Raw genomic sequence first — 23,610 nt, forward strand, 5'->3', positions numbered from 1 at the left:
CACCCGCTCCGGAACATCCGATTAGGGCACTCCGGCCCTGGTAACTCGGCGACGAGTGTGCTTAGCGTCGGCCGTCGAGTGGTGGGGGTGCCGCATGCGAGCGACCGACGTGATGAGCCGGCCCGTGGCCACCGTGCACCCCGGTACGGCGGTGCGTGAAGCCATCGTGGTGCTCACCGAGAACGGGTGCGCGGCGCTACCCGTGGTCGACGAGCGGGACCGGCTGGTCGGCGTGGTCACCGAGGCGGACCTGCTCGCGGAGGCCACCCGGGTGCGGGCGGATGCCGCGCTCTCCGTCGCGGAGGTGATGTCGGCGCCGACCGTGGTGCTCGGTGCCGACGCCGACGTGGTGTCGATCGCGGAAGCCATGCTGGCCGGCGACGCGCGGTGGGTACCGATCGTGGACGGGGACCTGCTGCTCGGCGTGGTCTGCCGTGGCGACGTGCTCGGTTCGCTGGTGCGGGACGACGACGTGATCGGCGCGCGGGTGCGCCGGCTGCTCTGCGAGTACGCCGGGTGGCGGCGGCGGTGGTTGGTCGAGGTCGACGACGGCGTGGTCACCGTTTCCGGCCACTTCGCCGACGACACGGAGCAGCGGATCGTGGTGGCATTGACGGAGACCGTGGCCGGGGTGGCCGGGGTCGTGGTGCGGCCGGACCGGGGCGGGGCGCCCGGGCGGCGGGCACCCGCTGAGCGAGGCGAGTCACGACACTCGCCGTGACCATGGCGCCACCCGGGCCGCCCGGCGGGACGCCGTCTCGGGGCCGGAACCTGCCGGCGGGATCGTGGGCACACGGACTTGCGGCCGAGAAGGAGGACGGGATGACACTGAGATCGGTGGTGGCACCGATCGTGGTTGGCGTGGACGGGTCGGCGGCGGCGCGGCACGCGGTTCGCTGGTCGGCGGGAGAGGCGGCGCGGCGGGACTGCCCGCTGCGCGTGGTGCACGCGCACACCTGGCCCACCCGCCGGTCCCGGGCGCGGTACGCGGCCGAGTACGGCTACCGGCGCGCATTGCTCAGCCGGGCCAGACGATGGGTGGACGAGGGTGTGGCGCTGGCCCGCGGCACCGCGCCGGCGGTGCGGGTGGAGGGCGACGTTCGGGTCGGCTCCGTCGTGGAGTTGCTGCGCGAGGAGTCCCGGTCGGCCCGGCTGGTGGTGATCGGCGCGGCGGACCGGGGCGGCCCGGCCGCGCTGTGGGAGCACGCCACCGCCGCCAAGCTCACCGCGCAGGGTCACTGCCCCGTGGTCGTGGTGCGGGGGCAGCCGGGCCGCGCCGTCCACCGGGACGGGCCGGTGGCGGTGGGCGTGGACGGGTCGCTGGCGAGCGGCGCCGCGGTCGGGTTCGCCTTCGACGCCGCCGCCGCGCACGGTGTCCCGCTGATCGCGGTGCATTCCTGGCACCGGTTGCTCGCGGACGGGCCGCTGGCCGCGCTGCCGATGCGGCAGGGCGTCGAGGCGGACGAGGAGTGGCTGCTGGATCGGCAGCTCGCGGTGTGGGAGCGGCGCTACCCCGGGGTGGCGGTGCGCCGCGTGGTGACCCGGGGTCGGCTGATCCGCTCGCTGGTGGAGCGGTCCGCGGGCGCCGGGCTGCTGGTGCTCGGCAGCCGCCGGCGTGGCGTGTCCGGAACGCTGCTGGGCTCCGTCGAGCAGGCGGTGCTGCACCGGATGCCCTGCCCGGTCGCCATCGTCGGGGCGGGGGCGCAGGGCTGACCGCCGGGGTGCGGACCGGGTGCGGCGACGTCGCCCGGCTCCCGGCTGGCGGGTACGCGGAGGTCGACGCTGCAGCCGATCCCAGTGGCGGGAACGGAGGCGAGTCATGTTGTTCACCGACCGGGCGGATGCCGGGCGGCGTCTCGCCGACCGGCTGCGCCATCTGCGCGACGCCAACGTGGTGGTGGTCGGGCTGCCGCGTGGCGGGGTCGCCGTGGCGTTCGAGGTGGCCAGGGCGCTGAACGCGCCGCTGGATGTGATCGTGGTGCGCAAGCTCGGCGTGCCCACCCAACCGGAGCTCGGCCTCGGCGCCATCGGCGAGGGTGGGGTCCGCATCATCAACGACGAGGTCGTGACGATGGCGGGGGTCGGCGAGGCGGACATCGCCGCGGTGGAGGAGCGCGAGCGCGCCGAACTGGAGCGGCGTGCCCGGCGGTTCCGCGACGGCCGGCCCCGGGTGGCGGTCTCCGGCCGGACCGTGGTGGTGGTCGACGACGGGCTCGCCACCGGCTCGACCGCCAGGGCGGCCTGCCGGGTGCTTCGCGCGCAGGGCGCGCACCGCGTGGTGCTCGCCGTGCCGGTGGCCCCGGGCAGCGCGCTGCAGCGGCTGCGCGGCGACGTCGACGACGTGGTGTGCCTGGCCACCCCGGAGCCGTTCTTCGCGATCGGCGAGTGGTACCGCGACTTCACCCAGACCCCCGACGAGCAGGTGGTCGACCTGCTGACCAAAGCGGCCGACTTCGGCCGCCCAGCCGGGGACGCGGGCCGCGCGGCCGCCGCCGACGCCGCCGTGAGCGACCAGGAGGTCGAGGTGCGCGCCGGCCCGGTCCGGCTCGGCGGTCACCTCACCGTGCCCTACGGCTCGCCCGGGATGGTGGTGTTCGCGCACGGCAGCGGCAGCAGCCGGTACAGCCCCCGCAACCGGTTCGTCGCCGACGCGCTCACCGACGCCGGCTTGGGCACACTGCTGTTCGACCTGCTCACCACCGAGGAGGAGGCCGACAGGGAGAACGTCTTCGACATCGACCTGCTCGGCGATCGGCTGGCCGCGGCGACCCGCTGGCTGCGCGAGATGATCGGCCCGGACATGCCGGTCGGCTACTTCGGCGCGAGCACCGGCGCCGCGGCCGCGCTGTGGGCGAGCGCCGAGCCGGACCTGGACGTCGCCGCGGTGGTCTCCCGCGGCGGCCGGCCGGACCTGGCCTGGCCCCGACTGGCGTCGGTGCGCACCCCGACGCTGCTCATCGTGGGCGGGCGCGACGAGCTGGTGCTGGACCTCAACCGGCACGCCCAGGCCAGGCTGGACTGCGAGAACCGGCTCGCCGTGGTGCCGGGGGCCACGCACCTGTTCGAGGAACCGGGTGCGCTGGAGGCCGTGGCCGATCTCGCCAGGGACTGGTTCGTGGACCACCTGACCGCGGCGATGCAGCCGGCGTGGTGATCCCGGCGGGCGCCCTAGCGCCAGCGGAGCGGGACGCGCCAGTGCACCGTGGTGCCGCGGCCGGGTGTCGAGTCGACGGTCAGTTCGCCGTCCCATCGCGCGGCGCGCTCGGCGAGGTTGGTCAGCCCGCCGCCGCGCGGATGGGTCGGTGCGATGCCCTTGCCGTCGTCGGCGACCACCATGCGCAGTTTGCCGTCGTCCGCGGTGACCTCCACCGACACCTGGCGGGCCGCGGCGTGCCGGGCGGTGTTGGACAGGGCCTCGCGGAGCGCGGCGAGCAGGTCGGCCCGGATGCCGTCCGGCACCGCGGAGTCCAGCGGCCCCGCCATGCCCAGCCGGGGCTCGAAACCGAGCGCGCCGACCGCTTCGGCCACCACGGTGAGCACGTCGACCCGCAGGCTGCGGCGCTCGTCCACCGGTGCCTGCAGCGAGAAGATGCTGCGGCGGATCTCCCGGATGGTGCGGTCCACGTCGTTGACGAATCCCTGCAGCCGCTCCGCCGCGTCGGGCTCGGCAGCCAGCCTGGCCAGCCCCTGCAGGCCCAGCCCCACCGCGAACAGCTGCTGGATCACCTGGTTGTGCAGGTCGCGGGCGATCCGGTCACGCTCCTCGAACACCGCGAGCCGTTGTCGGTCCTCGACGGCGCGGGTGAACTGGACGGCCAACGCGGCATGCGCGGCGAAGGCGCAGATCATCTGCACCACCGAGGTGTCGAACGGCGGGTCGCCCCGCCGCCTGGCGACCAGCAGCACGCCGAGGGCGCTGTCCCGGGCGGACAGCGGCACCAGCACCGCCGGCCCGAGCGCGGCCGCCTCGGTGGGCCACGGCGCGTCCTCCCGCCCCAGCCACTGCCCGCGGGTGGCCGCGAGGTCGTCGACGATCCGCGGCGATCCGGACCGGAACGTGGCGCCGCCGGCCGTGCCCTCCATCGGGACCTGGAGGCCCGCCAACGCCTCGCCGCCCGGCCCGTCCACCACCTCCAGCACCAGCCGGCTGCCGTCCGCGCTGGGCAGCGCGATGGACGCCGCCGGAGCGCCGGCGATGGCGCGGGCGCGGCTGGCGATCAGCCGCAGCGCGTCTGCGGCACTCCGCCCGGCCAGCAGCGCCGTGGTGATCTCGTTGGACGCCCGCAGCCACAGCTCGCGCTGCCGGCTCCGCTCGTACAGCCGGGCGTTCTCGATCGCCGCGCCGGCCGCCGCGGCCAGCGCCACCACGATTTCCTCGTCCTCCTCGGTGAACTCACTGGCCCCGATTTTCTCGGTGAGGTACAGATTGCCGAACACCTCGCCGCGGACCCGGATCGGTACCCCGAGGAAAGATCCCATCGCAGGATGGTTTTTCGGGAAGCCGGCGGAACTCGGGTGGTCGGCCAGATTCGCCAGCCGAATCGGATGCGGATGGTCGATCAGCAGCCCGAGAATTCCCCTGCCGGCGGGGAGTTCCCCGATCCGCCTGCGTTGCTCCGGGTTGATGCCGGTGAAGACGAAGTCGACCAATCTACGGTCCGGGCCGAGCACGCCCAGCGCTCCGTACCGGGCACCGACCAGGCCGCACGAGGAGTCGACGATCCTCCGCAGGACCTCCCGAAGGCTCAGGTCGCCGGTGACGCTGACCACCGCGTCAAGGAGCTCTTGAAGCCGTTCCTCGGAGACGATGACCTCTCGCGCGCGGTCAACCAGCTCGCTGACCAGGGCGTTGAGCCGGGCCCTTGAGTGGCCGGTGAGGGCGGCGTCGGGTGGGCCCTCGCCCCCGCGCGGTTCGGTGCGGCCGGGGTGGTCTCGCGGACCGCCGTGGCAGGACACGTCACCGGAACGGACCGCCACGCGCACCCCCAATCTGTGCCGCAGGGTGCGCATGACCGGTCACCAACTCACCCCGGCTTGGACGCACCCCAATCGATGCCCCGGACGGCACGCCGACCTGTGAGGTAGGGTCTTACGGCCCTAGCCTACGGCCGCCGATTGGCCTTTACCACCAGATGGGCTATTTTCACCACCCGATCGCGTGGACTTTTTCGAGTGGGCTGGCGGCCGCGCACGGTATCGGCGCCGGGTACGGAGTCCGCGCTCAGCCGCCGGGCGGCGGTACGTAGGTGTAGGTGGCGCCGGCGCTGGTCCCCCTGGGGTGGTCACCATGACCGCCACCGGGCCCGCCGTCCCGGCCGGCGCCTGCGCGTTGACCAGCGTGGGGGACAGCACCGTGAACGCCGCCGGGGTGACAGTCAGCTTCGTGACCGTGGGAGCCATCTGTGCGGGTCCGCCCGCGCGGCTGTTCGGGTTTCGTTCGTCCGCCGCGATCGGGCGTATGTGGCTGGTGTGTACGCTGGTACGGAATGGCACGGTGATACCGGCCGGTGTCATCTCGAGTTCACCTGACGTTCGTTGACCTGCGCAGATGTCGGCGCCGACCATCGAGATGTCGTGGTCAGTCAGGCGCGCGGGCCGAATAACGAAAGATCACCGAACGGCCCGGCGCGAATGCGAAGTAACCGCGAAATCAGCGAGCCGAATGCCGCACGCCGGTGCGCCGGGCACGGCCGTGCCGGCGGCGAGTATCGACAGGGAGGTCTCTCGGTGGTCGGTGGCCAATTCGGCGCATGGCGCCCGGACGTGCGCGACCTGCCGGGCACCGTGGCCGGGCTGTTCCGCATGCTGCCCGGCCCGGTGACCGCGACCGCGGTCGCCGTCGCGGACGGCTGCCGTGCGGCACTGACCCCGCACGGCCTTCGGCGCGCGCTGGACCTTGCCGAACCGGTCCTGGTCGGTGCCGCGCAGCGCGCCGGCGCCGGGGCGCCTGAGATGCTCGCGGTGCTGGTCGCGGTGAAGATGGTCCAGCAGGTTCTGCGGCACGTCGCCGAGCAGAACTGAAACCGCCCCGCCCGAGGAACGTGGGATTCCTCGGGCAGGTGTGAGACCGTCGCCTCCCGGGTACGCCCCTGTTCGCAGGTCGCCACACCTGCTCCGGCGCGCATGTCCGCCGCGGTCGAGAAGACCGAGCGGCGCGGCGCGCGGAGGGTTACGACGGCAGGAGGCACGCGTGGCTGACAGGGGTTCCTCGTCCCAGGCGGCACCACGTCCGGTGGCGGCCGTCAACCAGGCGATCGAGCGGGTGCCGGAGGCTCTCAGCCGGGTGCCCGGCGCCGCGGTGGTGCGCAACGCGACCAGCAACGTGCTGGACGCCGTGGGCACGGTGTCGCCGCAGGCGCGCCGTGCCGCCGTGTACGCGGGTGCGGCCGCGCTCGGGGTGATCGGGCTGATCGAGTGGCCGGTGGCCGCGGCGGTGGCCGGGGTGGCCTGGCTGACCCAGCCGCGGCGGGAGGGCGACTCCCGCGAGCGGCAGCCGGCCCGCGCTGGCCGGGCACGGCAACCCGCCCGCCGGGAGGCCGCCCGGAGCACCCGGGGCGGCACAGCACGGTCCTCCCGGGGCACCACCTCGCGCGCATCGGCACGGACGTCCGGCCGGGGCGGCAGAACACGCCGGACCAGCGGGGGCACCACGACCACTTCGTCCTGACCGTCGGGCCCGGACGAGGTGGCATCGATGATCCTGCGTTCCCTGGCACAGCTTTCCATCGCCGGAGCCGGTTTCCTCATCGGCGCCTCCGAAGGCGCCGCGGACCATGTCGGCAACGCGGCGCGGGGCGCCCGTGAGCTCGCCACGGAGGTGGCCGGTGACGCGGTGCGCACCGCGCGGTCCGCGATCGCCGGCGGGGTGAGGTCCGCGGCGCGGGTGACCGAGGTGCTGGGCGGGGCGCTGCGGCCGGGTTCGGACGTGTGGCGCTCCGGCCGCAAGGTGCACGCCCCGCTGAGCAAACCGGGCAAGGACGGCTGGGTGGTCGCGGAGCACGAGGCTCTCAAGATCGCCGAGGAACTCGCCGAACACCCCGACGTGGTGCTCGCGTACTGGGACGGCGGGCTGGAGCGGCTGGTGGTGCAGGCCGTCGAAGACGCGGCAGGCGACCGGGTCGTGGCGGCACTGTCCGCGGCGGCGGAGCGCTACGGGCTGCGCCTCGAGGCGCCGGACACCGACCGCCCGGACCACCCCGGCGACCTCGGCGACGTCCGGGTCGCCGCGACAGCCCTGGCGCTGGACGCCCTGGGCACCACCGCGGCCACGGTGGCGCGGATGGTGCCGGTGCCGCTGCTGCCCCGGTGGGCGCTGGCCGCGAACATGCTGCTGCGGGAACACCCGGTGGCGCGCGGCGCGCTGCGGCATGCCGTGGGGCGGCGCGGCTCGGATGTCATTCTGGCCACGGCGAACGCTTTCGTGCAGGGCTTCGGCCAGCAGCCGACCACGCTGCTGCTGGACACCGTGCTGCGCGTGGACCAGTTGGCCGAGGCGGTGACCCGGGTCGCCGCCTTCCACGCCACCCACGACGAACTGTGCGCGCCGGAGCGCGGTGTGGTGCCCGTGCGGCCGCGGCAGCCCCGGCCGCCCCGCGCCCCGGCCACGGACACCTACCGCACCCAGGCCGCCACCGGCGGACTGCTCACCGCGGTGGTCACCCTGCTCTTCCGGCGCAATCTCACGGAGTCGGCTGAGGCGGTGCTGGCCAGCTCACCCCGAGCCGCCCGGTACGGCACCGCGGCGTTCCACGCCGAGCTGGGCCGGTGCCTCGCCGAGGGACGCGTCCTGGTCCGCGACGCCGAGCGGTTGCGGCTGCTGGAGATGGCGGACACCGTCGTGCTGCATCCCAGCGCGCTGCGCAGCGAGCGCCGCAGCGTGCTGGACGTCGAACCGCACGCCGACGGCTGGAGCCGGGAACGGCTGTGGCAGGCGGCGATGGCCACGCTGGCCCCGGAGGACTTCTCCGTCCGGCAACGCCCGGAGGACGCGCGGATGCGGTTCACCCGGCTGCCCGGCCCCGGGCGCGTCCGCTGGGCCACCGCCCGGATGGGCGGCACCACGATCGGCCGGGTCCTCGTCGGCTGGGAGCTTGACCCGCTCGCCGATGCGGTGCTGGACGCGGCACGCCGGGCGCAGCTGCGCGTGGTCCTGGTCGGCGACCGGAACGGCCCGGAGCTGGCCGCGCTCGTCGACGAGGTGGCCGACTCGGCGGAACGGCTGCGGGACACGGTGCACCGGCTGCAGGGTGACGGCCGGGTGGTGCTCACCATCGGCCGCCCCGGCCCGGCCGGCGGCGACCTGGTGGACGGCCTGCTTGCCAGCGATCTCGGGCTCGCCGTCGTCGACCGAGGCTGCCCGGTGGCCTGGGACGCGGACCTGCTGGCCGCCAGTGGCCTGCGCGGTGCCTGGCGGGTGCTGAGCGCCGTGCCGGAGGCCCGGCACGCCGCGACATACGCCAAGGGTCTCGCCGAGGCCGGTGCCGCGATGGCGGGGCTGTTCCTCCTCGTCCGGCCCACCCGCGGTCGGCTGTTGCGGCTGCCGTGGCTGCGCGACCTGGTCAGCCCGCACAACCTCGCCACGATCAGCTCGTTCGGCGTCGGCGCGCTCGCCGCCCGGCGGGTGGCCGCCGCGGCGCCACCGCGACCTCGGCAGCGGGTGGCCTGGCATGCGCTGTCCGCCGAGGAGGCGGTGCGGCGGCTCGCGCCTCAGCCGGAACCGCCGCCGACGCCGCGGGACCGGCTGTCCCGGCGCGTGCGGGAGGCGCGGCAGGCGGTGATCGAGCTGCCCGTGTTCGCGCCGGCCCGGACCAGCCTGCAGCTGGGCCGCGCGGTGCGGGCCGAACTCGCCGACCCGCTCACCCCGGTGCTCGCGCTGGGCGCGGCCGCCTCCGCCGTGCTCGGCTCGGTGATGGACGCGATCCTCGTCTCCGGCGCCATGATGGTGAACGCGTTCGTCGGCGGCGCCCAGCGGCTGCGCGCCGAGCAGGCCCTCGCCGGGCTGGTCGCCGGCCAGCAGCAGAAGGCCCGCCGGGTCGCCGTGGCGCCGGAGGAGGAGCACCGGATGGCCGCCGCGGTGCGCGCCCCGACCGGCATCGTCGGCGCGGCCGGCCTGGCCCTCGGTGACGTGATCGACCTGCGGGTGGGCGACGTCGTCCCGGCGGACGCCCGGCTGATCAGCGTGTCCGAGCTGGAGGTCGACGAGTCGTCGCTGACCGGGGAGTCGCTGCCGGTGCTCAAGCAGATCGAGCCCGCGCCGGGCGCGGCGGTGACCGACCGGCGGTGCATGGTGTTCGAAGGCACCACGGTGGTCGCCGGCCACGGCCGCGCGGTGGTGGTCGGCACCGGCGAGCAGACCGAGGCCGGCCGGGCCGCCGCGCTGGTGGCCCGCACCCCGCCGCCCGCCGGTATCCAGGCCCGGCTGCAGGAGCTGACGCGGCAGGCGCTGCCGCTCACCCTGGCCGGCGGTGCCGTGGTCACCCTGCTCAGCGTGCTGCGCGGCCGGCCGATCCGGGAGGCGCTGCAGGGCGGCATCGCCGTCGCGGTCGCGGCGGTGCCCGAGGGCCTGCCGCTGGTGGCCACGGCCGCGCAGATGGCGGCCGCGCGGCGGCTGGCCCGGCGCGGCATCCTGGTCCGCGCGGTCCGCGCCCTGGAGGCGCTCGGCCGGGTGGACACCGTCTGCTTCGACAAGACCGGGACGCTCACCGAGAACGAGCTGCGCGTGGTCGGCGTGGTCGACGCCGGCGGCGAGCGGCGCGGCGCCGACGACCCGGACGCGGCCGGACTGCTGCGCGCCGCCGCCCGGGCCTGCCCGCGGATCACCGGGGACGCCGCCACGCACGCGCACGCCACCGACGACGCGATCCTCCGCGCGGCCGCACCCGACCCCGGCTGGACCCAGCTGAACGGACAACCCTTCGAGGCCTCCCGCGGCTACGCCGCCGCCACCGGTACGGACCCCGACCAGGGCCGCATCCTGGTGGTCAAGGGCGCCCCCGAGGTGGTGCTCGCCGCCTGCCGGGGCGCCACCAGCCGGGTGCGGCGCACCGCGGACGCCATGGCCGGGGAGGGGCTGCGGCTGATCGCCGTCGCCCAGCGCCCGCTGGCCGAAGGCGAGACCACCGACCTGGACCACAGCACCCCCGCCGGGCTGGAACTGCTCGGCTTCGTGGCCCTGGCCGACACCCCACGGGACACGGCCGCACCGCTGGTCAACGGCCTGCAGCGGACCGGGGTGCGGCCGGTGATGCTCACCGGCGACCACCCGCACACCGCGCTGGCCATCGCCCGCTCGCTCGGTTGGCCCGCGGACACCGTCGTGGTCACCGGCGACGAGCTGGCCGAGGTCGACGCCGCCGGCCGGGCCGAACTGCTGCGGCACGCCGCGGTGGTGGCCAGGGTGGCGCCCGAGCAGAAGCTGCAGGTGGTCGAGGCGCTGCGGGACGCCGGCCGGATCGTGGCCATGGTCGGCGACGGCGCCAACGACGCCGCCGCGATCCGGGCCGCCGACGTGGGCGTCGGGATCGCCGCCCGAGGCTCGGTCGCGGCACGCAACGCCGCGGACATCGTGCTCACCCGCGACGACCTGTCCGTCCTCGTCGAGGCGTTGGACGAGGGGCGGGCGCTGTGGCGCAGCGTCTCCGACGCGGTGGGCATCCTGATCGGCGGCAACGCCGGCGAGGTGGGATTCACCCTGCTGGGCACGCTGATCGCGGGCAGCTCGCCGCTGTCCGCCCGCCAGCTGCTGCTGGTCAACCTGCTCACCGACATGTTCCCGGCGATGGCGGTCGCGGTCACCCCCGGGGACGGCGAGGTGTCCGACGAGGCGGTGGACGCGGACGGTCACCGGAGGCCCAGCGCCGAGGCGGTGCGCGCCACCGCACTCGGGGCGCCGCTGCTGCGGAAGGTCCGCGACCGGGGCATCGTCACCGGGCTGGGCGTGGCCACCGCGTGGCAGATCGGCCGGTTCACGCCGGGCACCGAGCGGCGCACCAGCACCATGGCGCTGTGCGGCCTGGTCGGCGCCCAGCTGGTGCAGACCGTGATGGGCCGGGAGCGCAGCCCGCTGGTGGTGTTCACCACGCTGGGTTCCGCGGCGGCGCTCGCCGCGATCGTGCAGACCCCCGGGGTGAGCCATTTCTTCGGCTGCACCCCGCTCGGCCCGGTGGCCTGGAGCGGGGTGGGCGCGTCACTGGCCGTGGCCGCGGCCGGTCCTCACGTCCTTCCGCACGCGGAGCATCTGGTGCAGCGTGCGGTGCGCACGCTGCGCACCGGCTGACCGTCGCCGGGGGAGTGGAGATCCCCCGGCGACGGGGCAGGGCTAGAACGCCCCGGTGCCGTTCGGCGTGCCGAGACCGGTCGGCCCGTCGTAGCCGGGACCCGCGGTGCACAGGTACGCCGGCGAGCACCGGCCGTTGGCGCCGGAAGTGACGTCGAACAGCGCGGTGCTGTGCTGGTACGGGTAGGAGGCCGCGGTGATCGAGGCGGTGTTCCCGGCCAGCGCGTACACGCTGGCGATCACCGGGCTGGACAGGCTGGTCCCGCCGACCTGGATCCACCCGTCGGCGCCCTGCGCGATGCCGAGCTGGATCAGCAGGTCGCAGAAGGAGCTGCTGCCGCAGTTGTTGTAGGTGTCGTACACGCCGAGCCCCGTCCTCGGGTCGGCCACCGCGGCCACGTCCGCGACCGTCCGCCTGGCGCAGCCGGTGTCGTGCTGCCAGGATGGCTTCGCTTCGTACGCGGAGCATCCGCTTCCCGTGCCGGACCACACCGTCTCCGTCCAGCCCCGGCTGGTGCCGCTCGACTGGGACAGCGACGTGCCGCCGACCGCGGTGACGTATCGCGAGGACGCCGGCCAGCTCACCCCGTAGCCGGAGTCACCGGACGACGCGGTGATCGCCACCCCCGGGTGGTTGAGGTGCGCGTCCAGGCCGATGATCGTGTTGTCCTCGTTGCCGCCGTAGCTGTTGGAGATGGCCACCACGCCCGGGGTGGCGGCCGCGGTGTCGACCGCCTTCATCAGCGGATCGGAGTCGGCCGAGTTCGCCTCCACCAGCAGGATGTGGCAGTCCGGGCAGGTCGCGGACACCGCGTCCAGGTCGAGGCTGATCTCCATGGCCCAGCCGTAGTCGCCGGCCGGCAGCGGGGCCGCCTGGCCGTTCTGGTTGACCTTGCGGAAGCAGCCGTTGGCGGTGGTGCACGGCGGCAGGCCGCGCGCCTTCCGGTACACGGCGAGGTCGGCCTCGGCGTTCGGGTCGTCGTAGGCGTCCACGATGGCCACGGTGCGGCCGCCGGAGCTGGCGCCGGACAGCTTGTATGCCGAGCGGATCTCCGCCGGGCCGTACCCGGTGGGCGTGCTGACCAGCAGCGGACCGGACCCGTGCGGGGAGACCATCATCTTGCCGAGACAGTGCGCCTGGCCAGGGCCACGGGACGTGCCGCACGGCAGGTTGGCTGAGCTGCCGGACAGCAGCGGCACCCCGGCCAGGGTCGTCGCGACGGCAGGGGAGGATGCGGCGGCGGAGGGGGCGGTGAGTGCGGACAGCGGGACGATCGTCGCCGCGGCCAGCAGCGACGTTGCCAGCGCGCGGAGCGCTCGGCGCCTGCGACCTCGGGCGGGTGCCATTGTGCCTCCTTGTCGGGAACACACCGGTGCGGGGGAGTGCCGCAATGGGGCTGCGGGAGAAGCGGAGTGCCGAGGAAACTCTCGCCCGCAGGCGTGACCCGGCCGCGCGACACCGTCCCGGCTCGTCCGAAAAGGACGGATCGGGTTAGGCAGTCGGGCTTGCCCGGCGGTAATCCGAGTGCCGGTCGCCGCCTGGCTGTCATGGGCGGACGCCGCCCGCCGCGCGCGGTACCGCCGCGCCCTCGACCCGGCTCAGGCCGCGCGCGGTGATCCGGCACGCGGCCGGTCGCCTCGGTCGGCGCCGCGCGGCCGCGGGAACAACGAGCCCACCCACCATCAGACTCCCTTCTGGCGCGATCCTCTCGCCCAGCTCAGGGGTCCGGGGGACCGGCGTCAGGTCAGAAACCGGATCGTGCCACAAGGTCGCCCCATCCGGGTACAGACGATCGGCCGGGACTTCGCCGCGCGCTCAGGGCATGCGAGCGTTCCTGGTGCCCCGGCCCGCCGTCAACGGCGGGCGCGCCGCTTCCGCATCCTGGGAGTGACGTGTCAGCGCCGCTCAGGACGCCGGGCTGGCGTCGCGCAACGCCTGCCGGGCGTAGGCGCGCACGTCCGCGTCGGAGTCGTCCACCGCCGCCCGCAGCGCGGTGGCCACCTCGGGACGGGCCGCCCAGCGGGCCAGCGAGCGCACCGCCGCCCTGCGCACGTCCAGGTGGGGGTCGCGGGCGGCGTGCAGCAGCGGCTCGACCGCGACGTCCGGGTCCGCGCCGGCCAGCGCCTCCGCCGCGCCCACCCGGACCTGCCAGTGCGTTTCGGCCAGCGCCGCGCGAGCCCGCTCGGCCAGCACAGGCGGGCACCCGAGTCCGGCGGCCGCGGACAGGGCCGCCGCGCGCACCAGCGGGTCGGCGTCCCCGGCGAGGCCGAGCAGGACCGGCGCGGCGGCCGGGTCGCCGACCGTGCCCAGCCCGGCGGCCGCCGCGACCAGCACCTCGCGGGAGCCGTCGCCGGCGGCCGTTGCGATGTCCTCGGCGGCGTTCAGTGACACCAGCCCGCGCACCCCCTCGCGCCGGACCGGGGCCGCGGCGTCGCGCAGTGCGGTGGTGAACACGTCGCGGTCGCCGAGCCCGAGCGCGCGCAGCAGGTCCACCACCGTGGCCCGCACCCCCGGGTCGTCGCCGGTCGCCGCGGCGGTCAGGCGCCGGCGCAGGTCGTCGTCCCCGGACAGCACTCCGGCCAGCTCGCGCAGGCCCCGCGCGGCGGCGTCGCGCACGCCCGCGTCCCGGTCGGTGAGCAGGTCGGCGAGCGCGGGCCCGAACCCGGCCGGGGTGGTCTCGGTGAGCGTGGCCACCGCGGTGCGTCGCACCGCCGGGTCGGGGTCGGCCAGGTAGGGCCGCAGCCGCTCCAGGGCCGGCTGCTCCTCGGTGAGCGCGAGCAGTTCCACGATCCGCGGCGAGCGGGCCGGGCCGCTGTCCCCGGTGGTGCCGCCGTCGCCGGCGGCGTGCGCGTTCGTCCCGGTGGCACGGCGCAGTTCCGGGGGCGGGGACACGGTGCCGAGCACCCGCACCCCGGCGCCCTCCCGGGGGGAAAACCCGTCCACCGGCACGAGGTAGGGCGCGACCGGCCGGGTGAGGAACTCCATCGCGCCGTCACCCCGGCGGCGCAGGTTCAGGTGCGCGAACCAGGCGCCGTTGTCGCGGTCCGGATGGTCCAGCCGCTCGTGGTAGAGACCCCAGCGGCTCTCCGTGCGGGCCAGCGACGCGCGCGCGGCCATCTCCGCGCAGTCGCGGATGAAGCTCACCTCCACGCAGCGCATCAGCTCGTGCGGGGTGCGGCCGCCCATCTTGGCGATCTCCGCCGACATCCGGGTGAAGGTCTCCAGGCCGATGGCCAGCCGGGTGGCGCTCTTCGGTGGGGCGATGTAGTCGTTGACGAACCGGCGCAGCTTGTACTCCACCTGCTGCTGCGGCGGACCGTCCGGGTTGGACAGTGGCCGGTAGATCAGCTCGTGCGCGGCCTCGATCTGGTCCTCGGGAAGGTCCACGGTGGACAGATCCCGGATGTGGCCGCTGGCGTGCGCGCCGGCCAGGTCGCCGAACACGAACGCGCCGATCATGTAGTTGTGCGGCACGCAGGCCAGGTCGCCCGCCGCGTACAGGCCCGGCACCGTGGTGCGCGCGTGCTCGTCCACCCACACCCCGGACGACGAGTGCCCGCCGCACAGCCCGATCTCGGAGAGGTGCATCTCCACGTCCCTGCTCCGGTAGTCCTGCCCGCGGTTCGCGTGGAAGGTGCCCCGGGTGGGTCGCTCAGTGGTGTGCAGGATGCCCTCCAGGGCGCTGATCGTCTCCTCCGGCAGGTGGGTGAGCTTCAAATAGATCGGCCCGCGCGCGGACGCGATCTCCCTGGCCACCTCGGCCATCATCTGCCCGGACCAGTAGTCACAGTCCACGAACCGCTCGCCGAGGCTGTTCACCTGGTACCCGCCGAACGGGTTGGCCACGTACGCGCATGCCGGCCCGTTGTAGTCCTTGATCAGCGGGTTGATCTGGTAGCACTCGATGCCGGACAGCTCGGCGCCGGCGTGGTAGGCCATGGCGTGCCCGTCGCCGGCGTTGGTCGGGTTCTCGTAGGTGCCGTACAGGTAGCCGCTGGCCGGCAGGCCGAGCCGGCCGCAGGCCCCGGTGGCCAGGATCACCGCTCCGGCGGAGACGGTGACGAACTCGCCGGTGCGGGTATTGAACCCGGCCACGCCGCAGGCGCGGCCGCCGGAGGTGAGCACCCGCACCGGCATCACCCGGTTCTCGATTCGGATACGTTCCCGCATGGCGCGCTGCCGCAGCACCCGGTACAGCACCTTCTTGACGTCCTTGCCCTCCGGCATGGGCAGCACGTAGCTGCCCGACCGGTGCACCCGGCGGACGGCGTACTCGCCGTAGGAGTCCTTCTCGAACTTCACCCCGTAGCGCTCCAGCCGACGCACCATGTCGAAACCCCGGCTGGCCGTCTGGTAGACGGTGCGCTGGTTGAGCACGCCGTCGTTGGCGCGGGTGATCTCGGCGACGTAGTCCTCCGGGGTTGCCTTGCCGGGGATCACCGCGTTGTTCACCCCGTCCATGCCCATGGCCAGCGCCCCGGAGTGGCGGACGTGTGCCTTCTCCAGCAGCAGCACGGACGATCCGTGCTCGGCGGCGGTGATCGCGGCCATGGTGCCCGCGGTGCCGCCGCCGACCACGACCACATCGCAGGCCAACTCCAGCCGCTCGGCGGGCGCGGGTGCCTCGAACATCAGGCGCCTTCCTCGGTCAGCGCGGCCAGCAGCCGCGCCTTCGCGGCGGCATTGTCCGCAGTGGACGGATCGGCGGGCCGCGGGTGCGGCACGTCGACCAGGGCGGCGATCCGGCCGCCGCGGTCGAGCACCGCCACTCGGTCGGCCAGCGCGAGTGCCTCGTCCACGTCGTGGGTCACGAACAGCACGGTGGTCGGGTTGGCGCGCCACACGTCGACCAGCAGGGCACGCATGCTCGCCCGGGTCCGCACGTCCAGCGCGGCGAACGGCTCGTCCATCAGGATGATCCGCGGGTTGGCGGCGAGCGTCCTGGCCAGCTGGGCGCGTTGCCGCATGCCCCCGGACAGCTGCCGGGGCAGGTACCGCTCGTAGCCGGCCAGCCCGACCCGGTCGATCCAGTGCGCCGCCCGTTCCCGCCGCTCGGCTCGGGGAATCCGCTGCACGGCCAGCGGAAGCTCGACGTTGCGCAGCACCGACCGCCACGGCAGCAGGCCGTCCTCCTGGAACACCAGCGCCCGGTCGGCCGAGGTGCCCCGCACCGGCTGCCCGTCCACCAGCACCCGCCCGGAGCGCACCGGATGCAGTCCGGAGACGCTGCGCAGCAGGGTGGACTTGCCGCACCCGGAGGGGCCGGCGAGGACCAGGAACTCGCCCGGCCGGGCGTCCAGGTCCAGGCCGCTGAGCACGTCCGCGTCGTGGTAGCCGGCGCGCACGCCGTCCAGCCGCAGCCCGGAGGCCACCGGCTCGCTCGTCACCGTCATCGCGTCTCACTCCTCGGCAACCAGCGGGTGATCCGCCGGCCGAGCAGCTCCACCGCGGCCGAGGTACTCCAGCCGAGCAGGCCGATGGTGAGCATGCCGACGATTACGCCCGGGTAGTTGACCACCGTGTACGACTGCCAGGTGCGGTAGCCGACACCAAACTGCCCGGAGATCATCTCCGCGGAGATCACGCAGATCCACGCCACGCCCATACCGACGGACAGGCCGCCGAACACGCCGGGCAGGGCGCCGGGCAGCACCACGGTGCGCAGTACCCGCCACCGCCCGCCGCCCATGGTGCGCACCGCGTCCTCCCAGATGGTCGGCTGCGCGCGCACCGCGTGCCGGGTGCTGACCAGGATCGGGAAGAACGCGGCGACGAAGGTGATGAACACGATGCCCTGCTCGTTGCTGGGGAACAGCAGGATCGCGATGGGCACCAGGGCGATCGCCGGGATCGGCCGCACCACCTCGAACAGCGGCTGCAGCAGGTCGGCGGCGATCGGCGCGCGGGCCAGCAGCACGCCCAACCCGACGCCGAGCACCGCGGCGATGCCGAATCCGGCGAGGATGCGGCCCAGGCTGTCGGCGAGGTCCTGGTAGTACACCGCGGTGCCGAGCTGGTGGACGAACTCCTCGGCCACGTCGGTCACCGTGGGCAACTGGTCGAACCGCACCCACAGCCGGGCGTGCGCGGCGGTGAGCCCCTGCCAGGTGAGCAGCGCCGCGACCAGCGACGCGGCCCGCAGCAGCCACCGCCGGCTCGGTCGCCGTCGCGGCCGGGGCGCCGGCCGCGCGGGTGGATCCGCCACGGCCGGCTCGGCAACGGAAACCTGTGTCATCGGATACCTCTCAGGCCTGGGCCAGCGCGGTCGGGTAGTCGAGTTCGGTGGCGCCGGGATGCGCGGCGAGGTACCGCCGGGCGTTGGCTTCGGTGGTGAACGGCAGCAGGTGCGTGTCCGGACCGGCGGCCGGGTCGGTGACCCGGACGGCGTGGTCGGCGAACCACCGGGTGCCGGTCAGCGCGTCCGGCACGTACGCCGCACGCATCCGTTTCCCCCCGGCCTGCGCGGACTTCACGAACCGCAGCAGGCAGGTGGGCGTGGCCGAGGGGTGGGTGTCCTCCTCGCCGGCCAGCCAGGTCTCCCCGGCGGTGGCCGGATCGGTGACCGGGCGCTGGCAGACCGGGTCGGCCCCACCGATCCGGGCCTGGTTGTCGGTGCGTCGCGTGTCGGCGTCGTAGGAGCCGCCGTACACCCGCCGCAACGCGCCGTCGTCGACGAACGAGCCGACGTCCAGGTCGTCCAGGTTGCCGATCGACTTCAGGAACGGCAGGTCCCCGCGAAGCGCGGCACGCTGCTCTGACTTGACCGTGGCGTCGAAGGTCACCATCCCGTTGCGGCCGTTGTAGAGGTAGACCACCTCGGGCGGCAGCCCGGTGTCCCTGGCCACCGACTCGGCCGCGGCCAGGGGATGGGCCCAGAGATGGCGGGTGGCGTCGAGCTGGGCGGACAGGAACGCATCCAGCACGTCGGGTTGCTCGGCGGCGAAGCCGCGGCGCACCACCACGCCGTGCAGCGTGGGCACGTTCAGCGCGCCGCCGTCGTAGAGCGGTTTCGCCTGCCCGGCGAACACGAGCTGGCCGGGCCAGGCGACGAACTGCGACAGCGCGGCGACGCCGCCCGCCTGCAGCGCGGACGCGCCCACGGACGGCTGCTGGTTCTCCGTCCGCACGTCGGTGACCGGGTTCAGCCCGGCGTCGCTGAGCGCGTGCACCAACGTTCCGTGTGCGGCGGATCCGACGCTGGTGGACACCTTCTGACCCTTGAGGTCCACCAGCGAGGTCGCCGTCGAGTTCGGCGCGACGACCACCATGTTCAGCGCGCCGCGGGCGTTGTAGCCGGTGACCGAGACCATCTCGGTGCGGTTGTCGGACAGCTTCTGCGTGCGCGACCCGTTGATCAGCATCGGGTAGTCGCCCATCGAGCCGATGTCGATCTTGCCGGCGATCATCTGCGCGGTGATCGGCGCGCCGGTGTCGTAGTCCCGCCAGGTCACCGTGTACTTCTTGCCGGTGCGCGCGCCCAGCTCCGCCAGCCGTTTCTCGAAGTAGCCGAGCGAGCGGAGCAGGGTCCCCGCGGTCACCGTGTTGATCGTCCTGGACTGGTAGCCGACCACCACCGGCACGGTCTCGCCGGCCGACGCGCCGCCGCCGCAGCCGCCGAGCGCGGCGACCAGCGCGCTGACCACGGCGACGATCCAGGCTTTCCGGTGTTCCATGGTGGGCCTCACCGCAGCAGGTACGGCATGTTGACGGTCACCGCGCCGGTGGGGCAGCGGGCGGCGCACGGGCCGCAGTACCAGCACTCGTCCACGTGCATGTACGCCTTGTTGGTCTCGGGGTGGATGGCCAGCGAGTCGAGCGGGCACATGTCCACGCACAGCCGGCAGCCCTCGATGCAGCGGGACTCGTCGACGGTCACCGGAACGTCGACGCGGTTGTCCACCAGAGGCATGGGTGGTCCTCCATGACGGGGATCTCGGGGAGGGCCGTGCCCGGCCGGGCACGGCAGGCAGGGACACCGAAGACGGAAGAGGTTCGGCGAGGAGATGAGCGGAGCGTTCAGCAGCGGTGCGCGGGCCGCCGCCGAGCGCGGCTACCTACACAGCGCGCTGGCCTGCCGCCGCAGGTCCACGTGCACGCGGGCGACGAGGAGCGCCGACCTCACCGGGCGCCCTCCTCGTCCCGGGACAGCCGGGCGCGCATGGTCAGCCGGTCCCCCCGGAAGCGGATGAACTCCAGGTCGACCGGCCGGCCGTCGTCCAGGCGGCTGAGCCGCTCGGCCACCAGGAGCGCGGCGCCCTCGGGCACGTCCAGCACGGCGGCCGAGTGGGCGTCGGCGTTGACCGCCTCCACGGTCACCTCGGCGGTGCCCAGCCGGTGCCCGGAGACGTTCTCGATCAGCGCGAAGATGTCCCGGTGCTCGAGGTCCTGCTCCAGCAGCGGCCGCCCGATGTCGGGCACCAGGTAGGTGAGGTCGAGGGAGAGCGGGCTGCCGTTCAGCCGGCGCAGCCGCTCCACGTAGATCACCGAGCCGCCGTCCGGCACCCGCAGCCGACTGGCCACCGACCGCGGCGGGCGGAGCAGTCCCGCGACCCGCACCTCGTTGGTCACCGTGCCGTGCTCGTGCAGCATCTCGGCCAGGCCCATCAGCCGGTCCAGGCCGTGGCAGTACTTCTGGTTGACCACCAGGGTGCCGACGCTGGGGACCCGCTCGATCAGCCGCTCGGCGCGCAGGATGGTCAGCGCCTCCCGGATGGTGTTACGCGACGCGGCGAACTCGGTGGCCAGCAGCCGCTCGTCCGGCAGCGCGCCGGTGCCGAAGGCGCCCCGCACCACCTGCTGACGCAGCACGTCGGCCACCTGCCGCGCGCGGTCCGCACGCGGCCGGCGGTCGTGCGGGATGCGTACGGCGGTCATCCAACCTCCCCCGTGGCGCCGGTGGTCGACGCCGAACGTCGCCGGGGCGTATTTCGCTGCCATTCCGAATGTGTTAACGGCGTGTTACGCCACCTGGTCAGCGGCTCGACCAGCGGTCGATCCGGCGACCGGTGGCGTCCCGCCACCCGACCCGGGTCCATGTGCTGGACGGCGTTGACAGCGCTGGGGCCGCCGCGGTGGTCTTGATGGTTGCGGCCGCCGCGAGGACCGCGCCCCTAGGATGCGATGCCGGTGTGCCGCCCACCGCCGACGCGACCGCAGGGGAGATGTTCTGTGTCCGAGTCCCTGGCCCTGTCTCCGGAACTGACCGCGCCGGGCGAGGCGCTGGCCGGAACCGCACGCGCCCTCTACGCGCGCGGGTGGATGGAGGGCACCTCGGGCAATCTGTCCGTGCGGCTGCCCGGCGGGCTGGCCGCGGTGACGCCGAGCGGCCGTAGCAAGGGCGAGATGTCCGCGGCGGACATGGTGGCCGTCGACGTGGCCACCGGCGAGGTGCGGCACGCGGGCGGCGCCCGGCCGTCCGCCGAGACCGCGATTCACCTGGCGCTGTACCGCTCCTTCCCGGACTGCGGCGCCGTGGTGCACGCGCACATCCCGCACGGCACCGCGCTGTCCAGCCGGGTGGCGATCGCCGGGTTGGACAGCGCGTCGTTCGCCCACTACGAGATCATCAAGGGCCTGGGCGGCCCGCACCCGGAGCAGGTCACCGTGCCGGTGTTCGCCAACTGGGCGGACGTGTCGAAGATCGGCGACGACGTGCGGCGGTTCTACGCCGGCGCCACCAAACCGCACGTCCCGGTGCTGCTGATCGCCCACCACGGGGCGACCACCTGGGGCCCGGACCTGGAGACCGCCCGCAACCGGCTGGAATGCCTGGAACTGCTGTGCCAGCAACACCTGCTGGTGCACCGCTGAACCGAAAGGGGAGCGCCGCCATGACGATCCTGCAGGTGATGGCCGAGGACGACGCCAGGGTGCTGCTGCGTACCACGGACCCGGAGAAGATCAACGACGAACTCGGCCCGCACGGGATGTGGTTCGAGCGCTGGCAGGCCAACGCCCCGCTGCCCGACGACGCCGGCGAGGACGAGGTCCTGGAGGCATACCGGGAGGACGTGGACCGGCTGTGCAAGCAGGGCGACTACCGGCTGGTGGACGTGGTGCGCCTGCACCCGGACGACGAGGACCCGGGGTGGCCGGAGAAGGCCCGTGCGGCGCGCACCAAGTTCCTCGACGAGCACACCCACGACGAGGACGAGGTGCGCTTCTTCGTGGAGGGCAGCGGCTGCTTCTATCTGCACTTGGGCGACCGCGTCTACGCGGTGGTGTGCGAGGCCGGTGACCTGCTGGCCGTGCCCGCCGGCACCACGCACTGGTTCGACATGGGGGAGCGGCCGGCGTTCGCGGCGATCCGGTTCTTCCAGGAGGAGGACGGCTGGATCGGCAACTTCACCGGAAGCGGGATCTCCGCGCGCTTCCCCTCGCTGGACGAGTTGGTGGCCGGCGGGCAGTGATCTCCGCGGCCGTCATCGACATCGAGGGCACCGTCGCCGCCACCGACCACGTGCATCGGGTGCTGTTCCCGTACTCCCGCGAGCGGATCGGCGACTGGTTGGCCGAGCACCGGGACACCGCGGTGGTCGCGGAGGTACTGGCGCAGACCCGGGACCTCGCGGGCCGGCCGGACGCGGGCGAGACCGAGGTCGCCGAGATCCTGCGGCGTTGGATCGACGAGGACGTCAAGGCGGCGCCGCTGAAGACCGCGCAGGGCGAGATCTGGCGGGCCGGCTACGCGTCCGGAGAACTGGTGTCCCACCTGTACCCGGACGTGCCCGGCGCGCTGCGGTCCTGGGTGGACGGTGGCCTCGCGGTCTACGTCTACTCGTCCGGATCGGTGGAGGCGCAGCGCGGCTGGTTCGCGCACACCCCGTACGGCGACCTGACTGGTCTGCTCTCCGGCCACTTCGATCTGACCAACGCCGGCGGGAAACGGGAGGCGTCCTCGTACCGGCGGATCGCCGAGGCGGTGGGGCTGCCCGGCGAGCGGCTGGTGTTCCTCTCCGACATCCCGGCCGAGTTGGACGCCGCCGCCGAGGCCGGCTGGCACACGATCGGTGTGCGCCGGCCGGAGGAACGCTTCCAGGACCTGGGCCGGCATCGGGTGGTCGAGAGCCTGCACGGGTTCGACCCGCGCCGGTGACCTTGGACACCCAGCCCGGTGCTCCTGCGCGCTCGGTGGCACCGGGCCGGGCGGGTCGGCGGCGCTTCCCGGGCGCCGTGAACCTGATCTACCCACCGCGTACCCGGTTGGTTGAACCTGTAATCACCTGGCGGTGAACGCCACGGAAATGCAGCGACCCTCGGAGCGGCGCGCGGCGCCGCGAGCCGTGCGGAGCCGGTCGCTGGGGCTAGGTGTGGCCAGCGCCGGAGGGTGGCACGCGTGCCGACCCCGTGGTTCGCGGTCCGGTCGTCCCGCTGGGTGGGGGAAGGGGCGAGGTGCCCGCGCCGCCGGATGTGCTGGCGGAGGGCTTCGCCGAGGACGTGTTCGGAACCGCGGACACGCGCGTCTGGGTGGTTGGCGCGTCACTGGGTTGTTGGACCTGCTCCGGGTGCGCCGCGACCACTTTCAGTTCGCGTACCTCCTCGGCCACCCGCACCGTTGTCGTGTTGCCGGCGGCCTCTGGCACGACCCCGCCCTGAGCCTGGACGGCGAGCGGCGTGGTGCTTGTCTGAATGCCGTGCAGAGTGAAGCCGTAGACCGTTTCCTGCGGCTCCTCGGTGGGAGCCAGCGATTGAGGTTTGCCGTGGCGCTTGCGTATCGCCAGAGTGCTGTCGTTCGGGCCCGGAGGAGGTGTCGGTTGCGAAGCGGAGATCACACCCAGCGGTGTCACCAGGCTCGGTGAGAAACTGACCGTCAGGTTTCCCTCGAAATCGAAGCTGAACTCCAGAGGGAGGAAACTCGGCTTGAAGTTGACGGATGGATTGACGCCGTAGCCACATGCGGAGGCCGGCACGACCAGTGCCAGGACGACAAACACGACCAAACGCTGATACGGCGGCACCCCTGTCACCCCCGGTGCAGGACGCTACACAGGGGCATCCTCCGGCGTGCCGCCGTGGGCCCGGTTGTACCCGAAAAGGTCATCCGCTCGCGGGTCCTGCTTCGCGGTTCGCCACGCGATTGCGGAAGTTGACGGCGCCCGGCCACCCGAGCGGTCCATTCGCATGTCGTCGGCCCGGTACCGCACACATGTCCCTCTCCTCGGGTTCTGTGGGTGCCGAACCGCCAGGCCAAGGGGGTTGTTGGTGATCGCGATCGTGATCAGGTTGTGCGGGTCCGATGAGTGTCACGGCCCGGATCGGTCCGTATGTCTGTGGTGGTGCATGCACGTCGGGCGTCGGAGGGAACCATGGGTAATGAGCGGCTGGTCCGGGCCAA

Annotated in this window: 19 protein-coding genes; 10 read left to right on the forward strand and 9 right to left on the reverse strand. The window is 73.9% G+C overall.

The window, feature by feature from the left end:
• The first annotated feature begins 94 nt into the window (after positions 1 to 94).
• From FFT21_RS03380 to FFT21_RS03390, 3 genes are all read left to right on the forward strand, one after another.
• Positions 95 to 721, forward strand: coding sequence for a CBS domain-containing protein (locus tag FFT21_RS03380; RefSeq protein ID WP_137812223.1), 627 nt, complete (start codon positions 95 to 97; stop codon positions 719 to 721).
• Between the two features lie 101 nt (positions 722 to 822).
• Positions 823 to 1,713 carry a universal stress protein gene (locus tag FFT21_RS03385; protein ID WP_192909362.1) on the forward strand — a complete coding sequence of 297 codons (891 nt, stop codon included), beginning with the start codon at positions 823 to 825 and terminating at the stop codon, positions 1,711 to 1,713.
• 106 nt (positions 1,714 to 1,819) lie between these two features.
• Entirely contained in the window at positions 1,820 to 3,154 is a 1,335-nt protein-coding gene (locus tag FFT21_RS03390) for a phosphoribosyltransferase (protein WP_137812225.1), read from the forward strand.
• Between the two features lie 14 nt (positions 3,155 to 3,168).
• Here FFT21_RS03390 and FFT21_RS03395 read toward each other — a convergent pair whose 3' ends face one another.
• A complete protein-coding gene (locus FFT21_RS03395) occupies positions 3,169 to 4,977 on the reverse strand; it encodes a GAF domain-containing sensor histidine kinase (protein ID WP_225978060.1) in 1,809 nt (602 codons plus the stop codon).
• Positions 4,978 to 5,287: 310 nt separating this feature from the next.
• Here FFT21_RS03395 and FFT21_RS03400 point away from each other — a divergent pair, with 310 nt between their 5' ends.
• The 4 genes from FFT21_RS03400 to FFT21_RS03415 all read left to right on the forward strand — a co-directional run bounded on the left by FFT21_RS03400 (position 5,288) and on the right by FFT21_RS03415 (position 11,275).
• Complete coding sequence (locus tag FFT21_RS03400) at positions 5,288 to 5,539, forward strand: hypothetical protein (RefSeq protein WP_137812227.1); 252 nt, start codon at positions 5,288 to 5,290, stop codon at positions 5,537 to 5,539.
• 188 nt (positions 5,540 to 5,727) lie between these two features.
• Positions 5,728 to 6,021 (forward strand): hypothetical protein, encoded by a 294-nt coding sequence (locus tag FFT21_RS03405; RefSeq protein WP_137812228.1) that lies wholly within the window; start codon positions 5,728 to 5,730, stop codon positions 6,019 to 6,021.
• A 169-nt stretch (positions 6,022 to 6,190) separates the two neighbouring features.
• Positions 6,191 to 6,667 (forward strand): hypothetical protein, encoded by a 477-nt coding sequence (locus tag FFT21_RS03410; protein WP_137812229.1) that lies wholly within the window; start codon positions 6,191 to 6,193, stop codon positions 6,665 to 6,667.
• 27 nt (positions 6,668 to 6,694) lie between these two features.
• Positions 6,695 to 11,275 (forward strand): cation-translocating P-type ATPase, encoded by a 4,581-nt coding sequence (locus FFT21_RS03415; RefSeq protein WP_225978061.1) that lies wholly within the window; start codon positions 6,695 to 6,697, stop codon positions 11,273 to 11,275.
• 42 nt (positions 11,276 to 11,317) lie between these two features.
• On the opposite strand, the gene FFT21_RS03420 is transcribed toward FFT21_RS03415, so the two are convergent.
• The 7 genes from FFT21_RS03420 to FFT21_RS03450 all read right to left on the reverse strand — a co-directional run bounded on the left by FFT21_RS03420 (position 11,318) and on the right by FFT21_RS03450 (position 20,150).
• The gene (locus FFT21_RS03420; RefSeq protein WP_225978062.1) at positions 11,318 to 12,622 is read right to left on the reverse strand and encodes a S53 family peptidase; all 1,305 of its coding nucleotides are present in this window, start codon (positions 12,620 to 12,622) and stop codon (positions 11,318 to 11,320) included.
• A gap of 559 nt (positions 12,623 to 13,181) precedes the next feature.
• Positions 13,182 to 15,908: a fumarate reductase/succinate dehydrogenase flavoprotein subunit gene (locus tag FFT21_RS03425; RefSeq protein ID WP_137812230.1), complete on the reverse strand. Its 2,727-nt coding sequence runs from the start codon at positions 15,906 to 15,908 to the stop codon at positions 13,182 to 13,184.
• Entirely contained in the window at positions 15,908 to 16,669 is a 762-nt protein-coding gene (locus FFT21_RS03430; protein ID WP_137812231.1) for an ABC transporter ATP-binding protein, read from the reverse strand. The genes FFT21_RS03425 and FFT21_RS03430 overlap by 1 nt, the downstream gene beginning before the upstream one ends.
• Positions 16,666 to 17,511 (reverse strand): ABC transporter permease, encoded by an 846-nt coding sequence (locus FFT21_RS03435; protein ID WP_137812232.1) that lies wholly within the window; start codon positions 17,509 to 17,511, stop codon positions 16,666 to 16,668. The genes FFT21_RS03430 and FFT21_RS03435 overlap by 4 nt, the downstream gene beginning before the upstream one ends.
• 10 nt (positions 17,512 to 17,521) lie before the next feature.
• Complete coding sequence (locus FFT21_RS03440) at positions 17,522 to 18,949, reverse strand: ABC transporter substrate-binding protein (protein ID WP_137812233.1); 1,428 nt, start codon at positions 18,947 to 18,949, stop codon at positions 17,522 to 17,524.
• An 8-nt stretch (positions 18,950 to 18,957) separates the two neighbouring features.
• The gene (locus FFT21_RS03445) at positions 18,958 to 19,185 is read right to left on the reverse strand and encodes a 4Fe-4S dicluster domain-containing protein (protein ID WP_137812234.1); all 228 of its coding nucleotides are present in this window, start codon (positions 19,183 to 19,185) and stop codon (positions 18,958 to 18,960) included.
• A 209-nt stretch (positions 19,186 to 19,394) separates the two neighbouring features.
• Positions 19,395 to 20,150 (reverse strand): GntR family transcriptional regulator, encoded by a 756-nt coding sequence (locus FFT21_RS03450; RefSeq protein WP_137812235.1) that lies wholly within the window; start codon positions 20,148 to 20,150, stop codon positions 19,395 to 19,397.
• 294 nt (positions 20,151 to 20,444) lie between these two features.
• On the opposite strand from FFT21_RS03450, the gene mtnB reads away from it, so the two are divergent.
• Genes mtnB through mtnC form a run of 3 tightly spaced genes read left to right on the forward strand, consistent with a single transcriptional unit; the run spans position 20,445 to position 22,371 of the window.
• Positions 20,445 to 21,086, forward strand: a complete 642-nt coding sequence (gene mtnB, locus FFT21_RS03455) for a methylthioribulose 1-phosphate dehydratase (RefSeq protein ID WP_225978063.1) — start codon at positions 20,445 to 20,447, stop codon at positions 21,084 to 21,086.
• A 20-nt stretch (positions 21,087 to 21,106) separates the two neighbouring features.
• Entirely contained in the window at positions 21,107 to 21,685 is a 579-nt protein-coding gene (locus tag FFT21_RS03460; RefSeq protein ID WP_137812237.1) for a 1,2-dihydroxy-3-keto-5-methylthiopentene dioxygenase, read from the forward strand.
• On the forward strand, positions 21,682 to 22,371 hold the full coding sequence (mtnC, locus tag FFT21_RS03465; RefSeq protein WP_137812238.1) for an acireductone synthase: 690 nt from the start codon (positions 21,682 to 21,684) through the stop codon (positions 22,369 to 22,371). Before FFT21_RS03460 ends, mtnC begins: the two co-directional genes overlap by 4 nt.
• A 208-nt stretch (positions 22,372 to 22,579) precedes the next feature.
• On the opposite strand, the gene FFT21_RS03470 is transcribed toward mtnC, so the two are convergent.
• Positions 22,580 to 23,209 (reverse strand): hypothetical protein, encoded by a 630-nt coding sequence (locus FFT21_RS03470; RefSeq protein ID WP_137812239.1) that lies wholly within the window; start codon positions 23,207 to 23,209, stop codon positions 22,580 to 22,582.
• Positions 23,210 to 23,610: the final 401 nt, after the last annotated feature.

It is taken from the genome of Gandjariella thermophila (assembly GCF_005405885.1).
GTDB lineage: Bacteria > Actinomycetota > Actinomycetes > Mycobacteriales > Pseudonocardiaceae > Gandjariella > Gandjariella thermophila.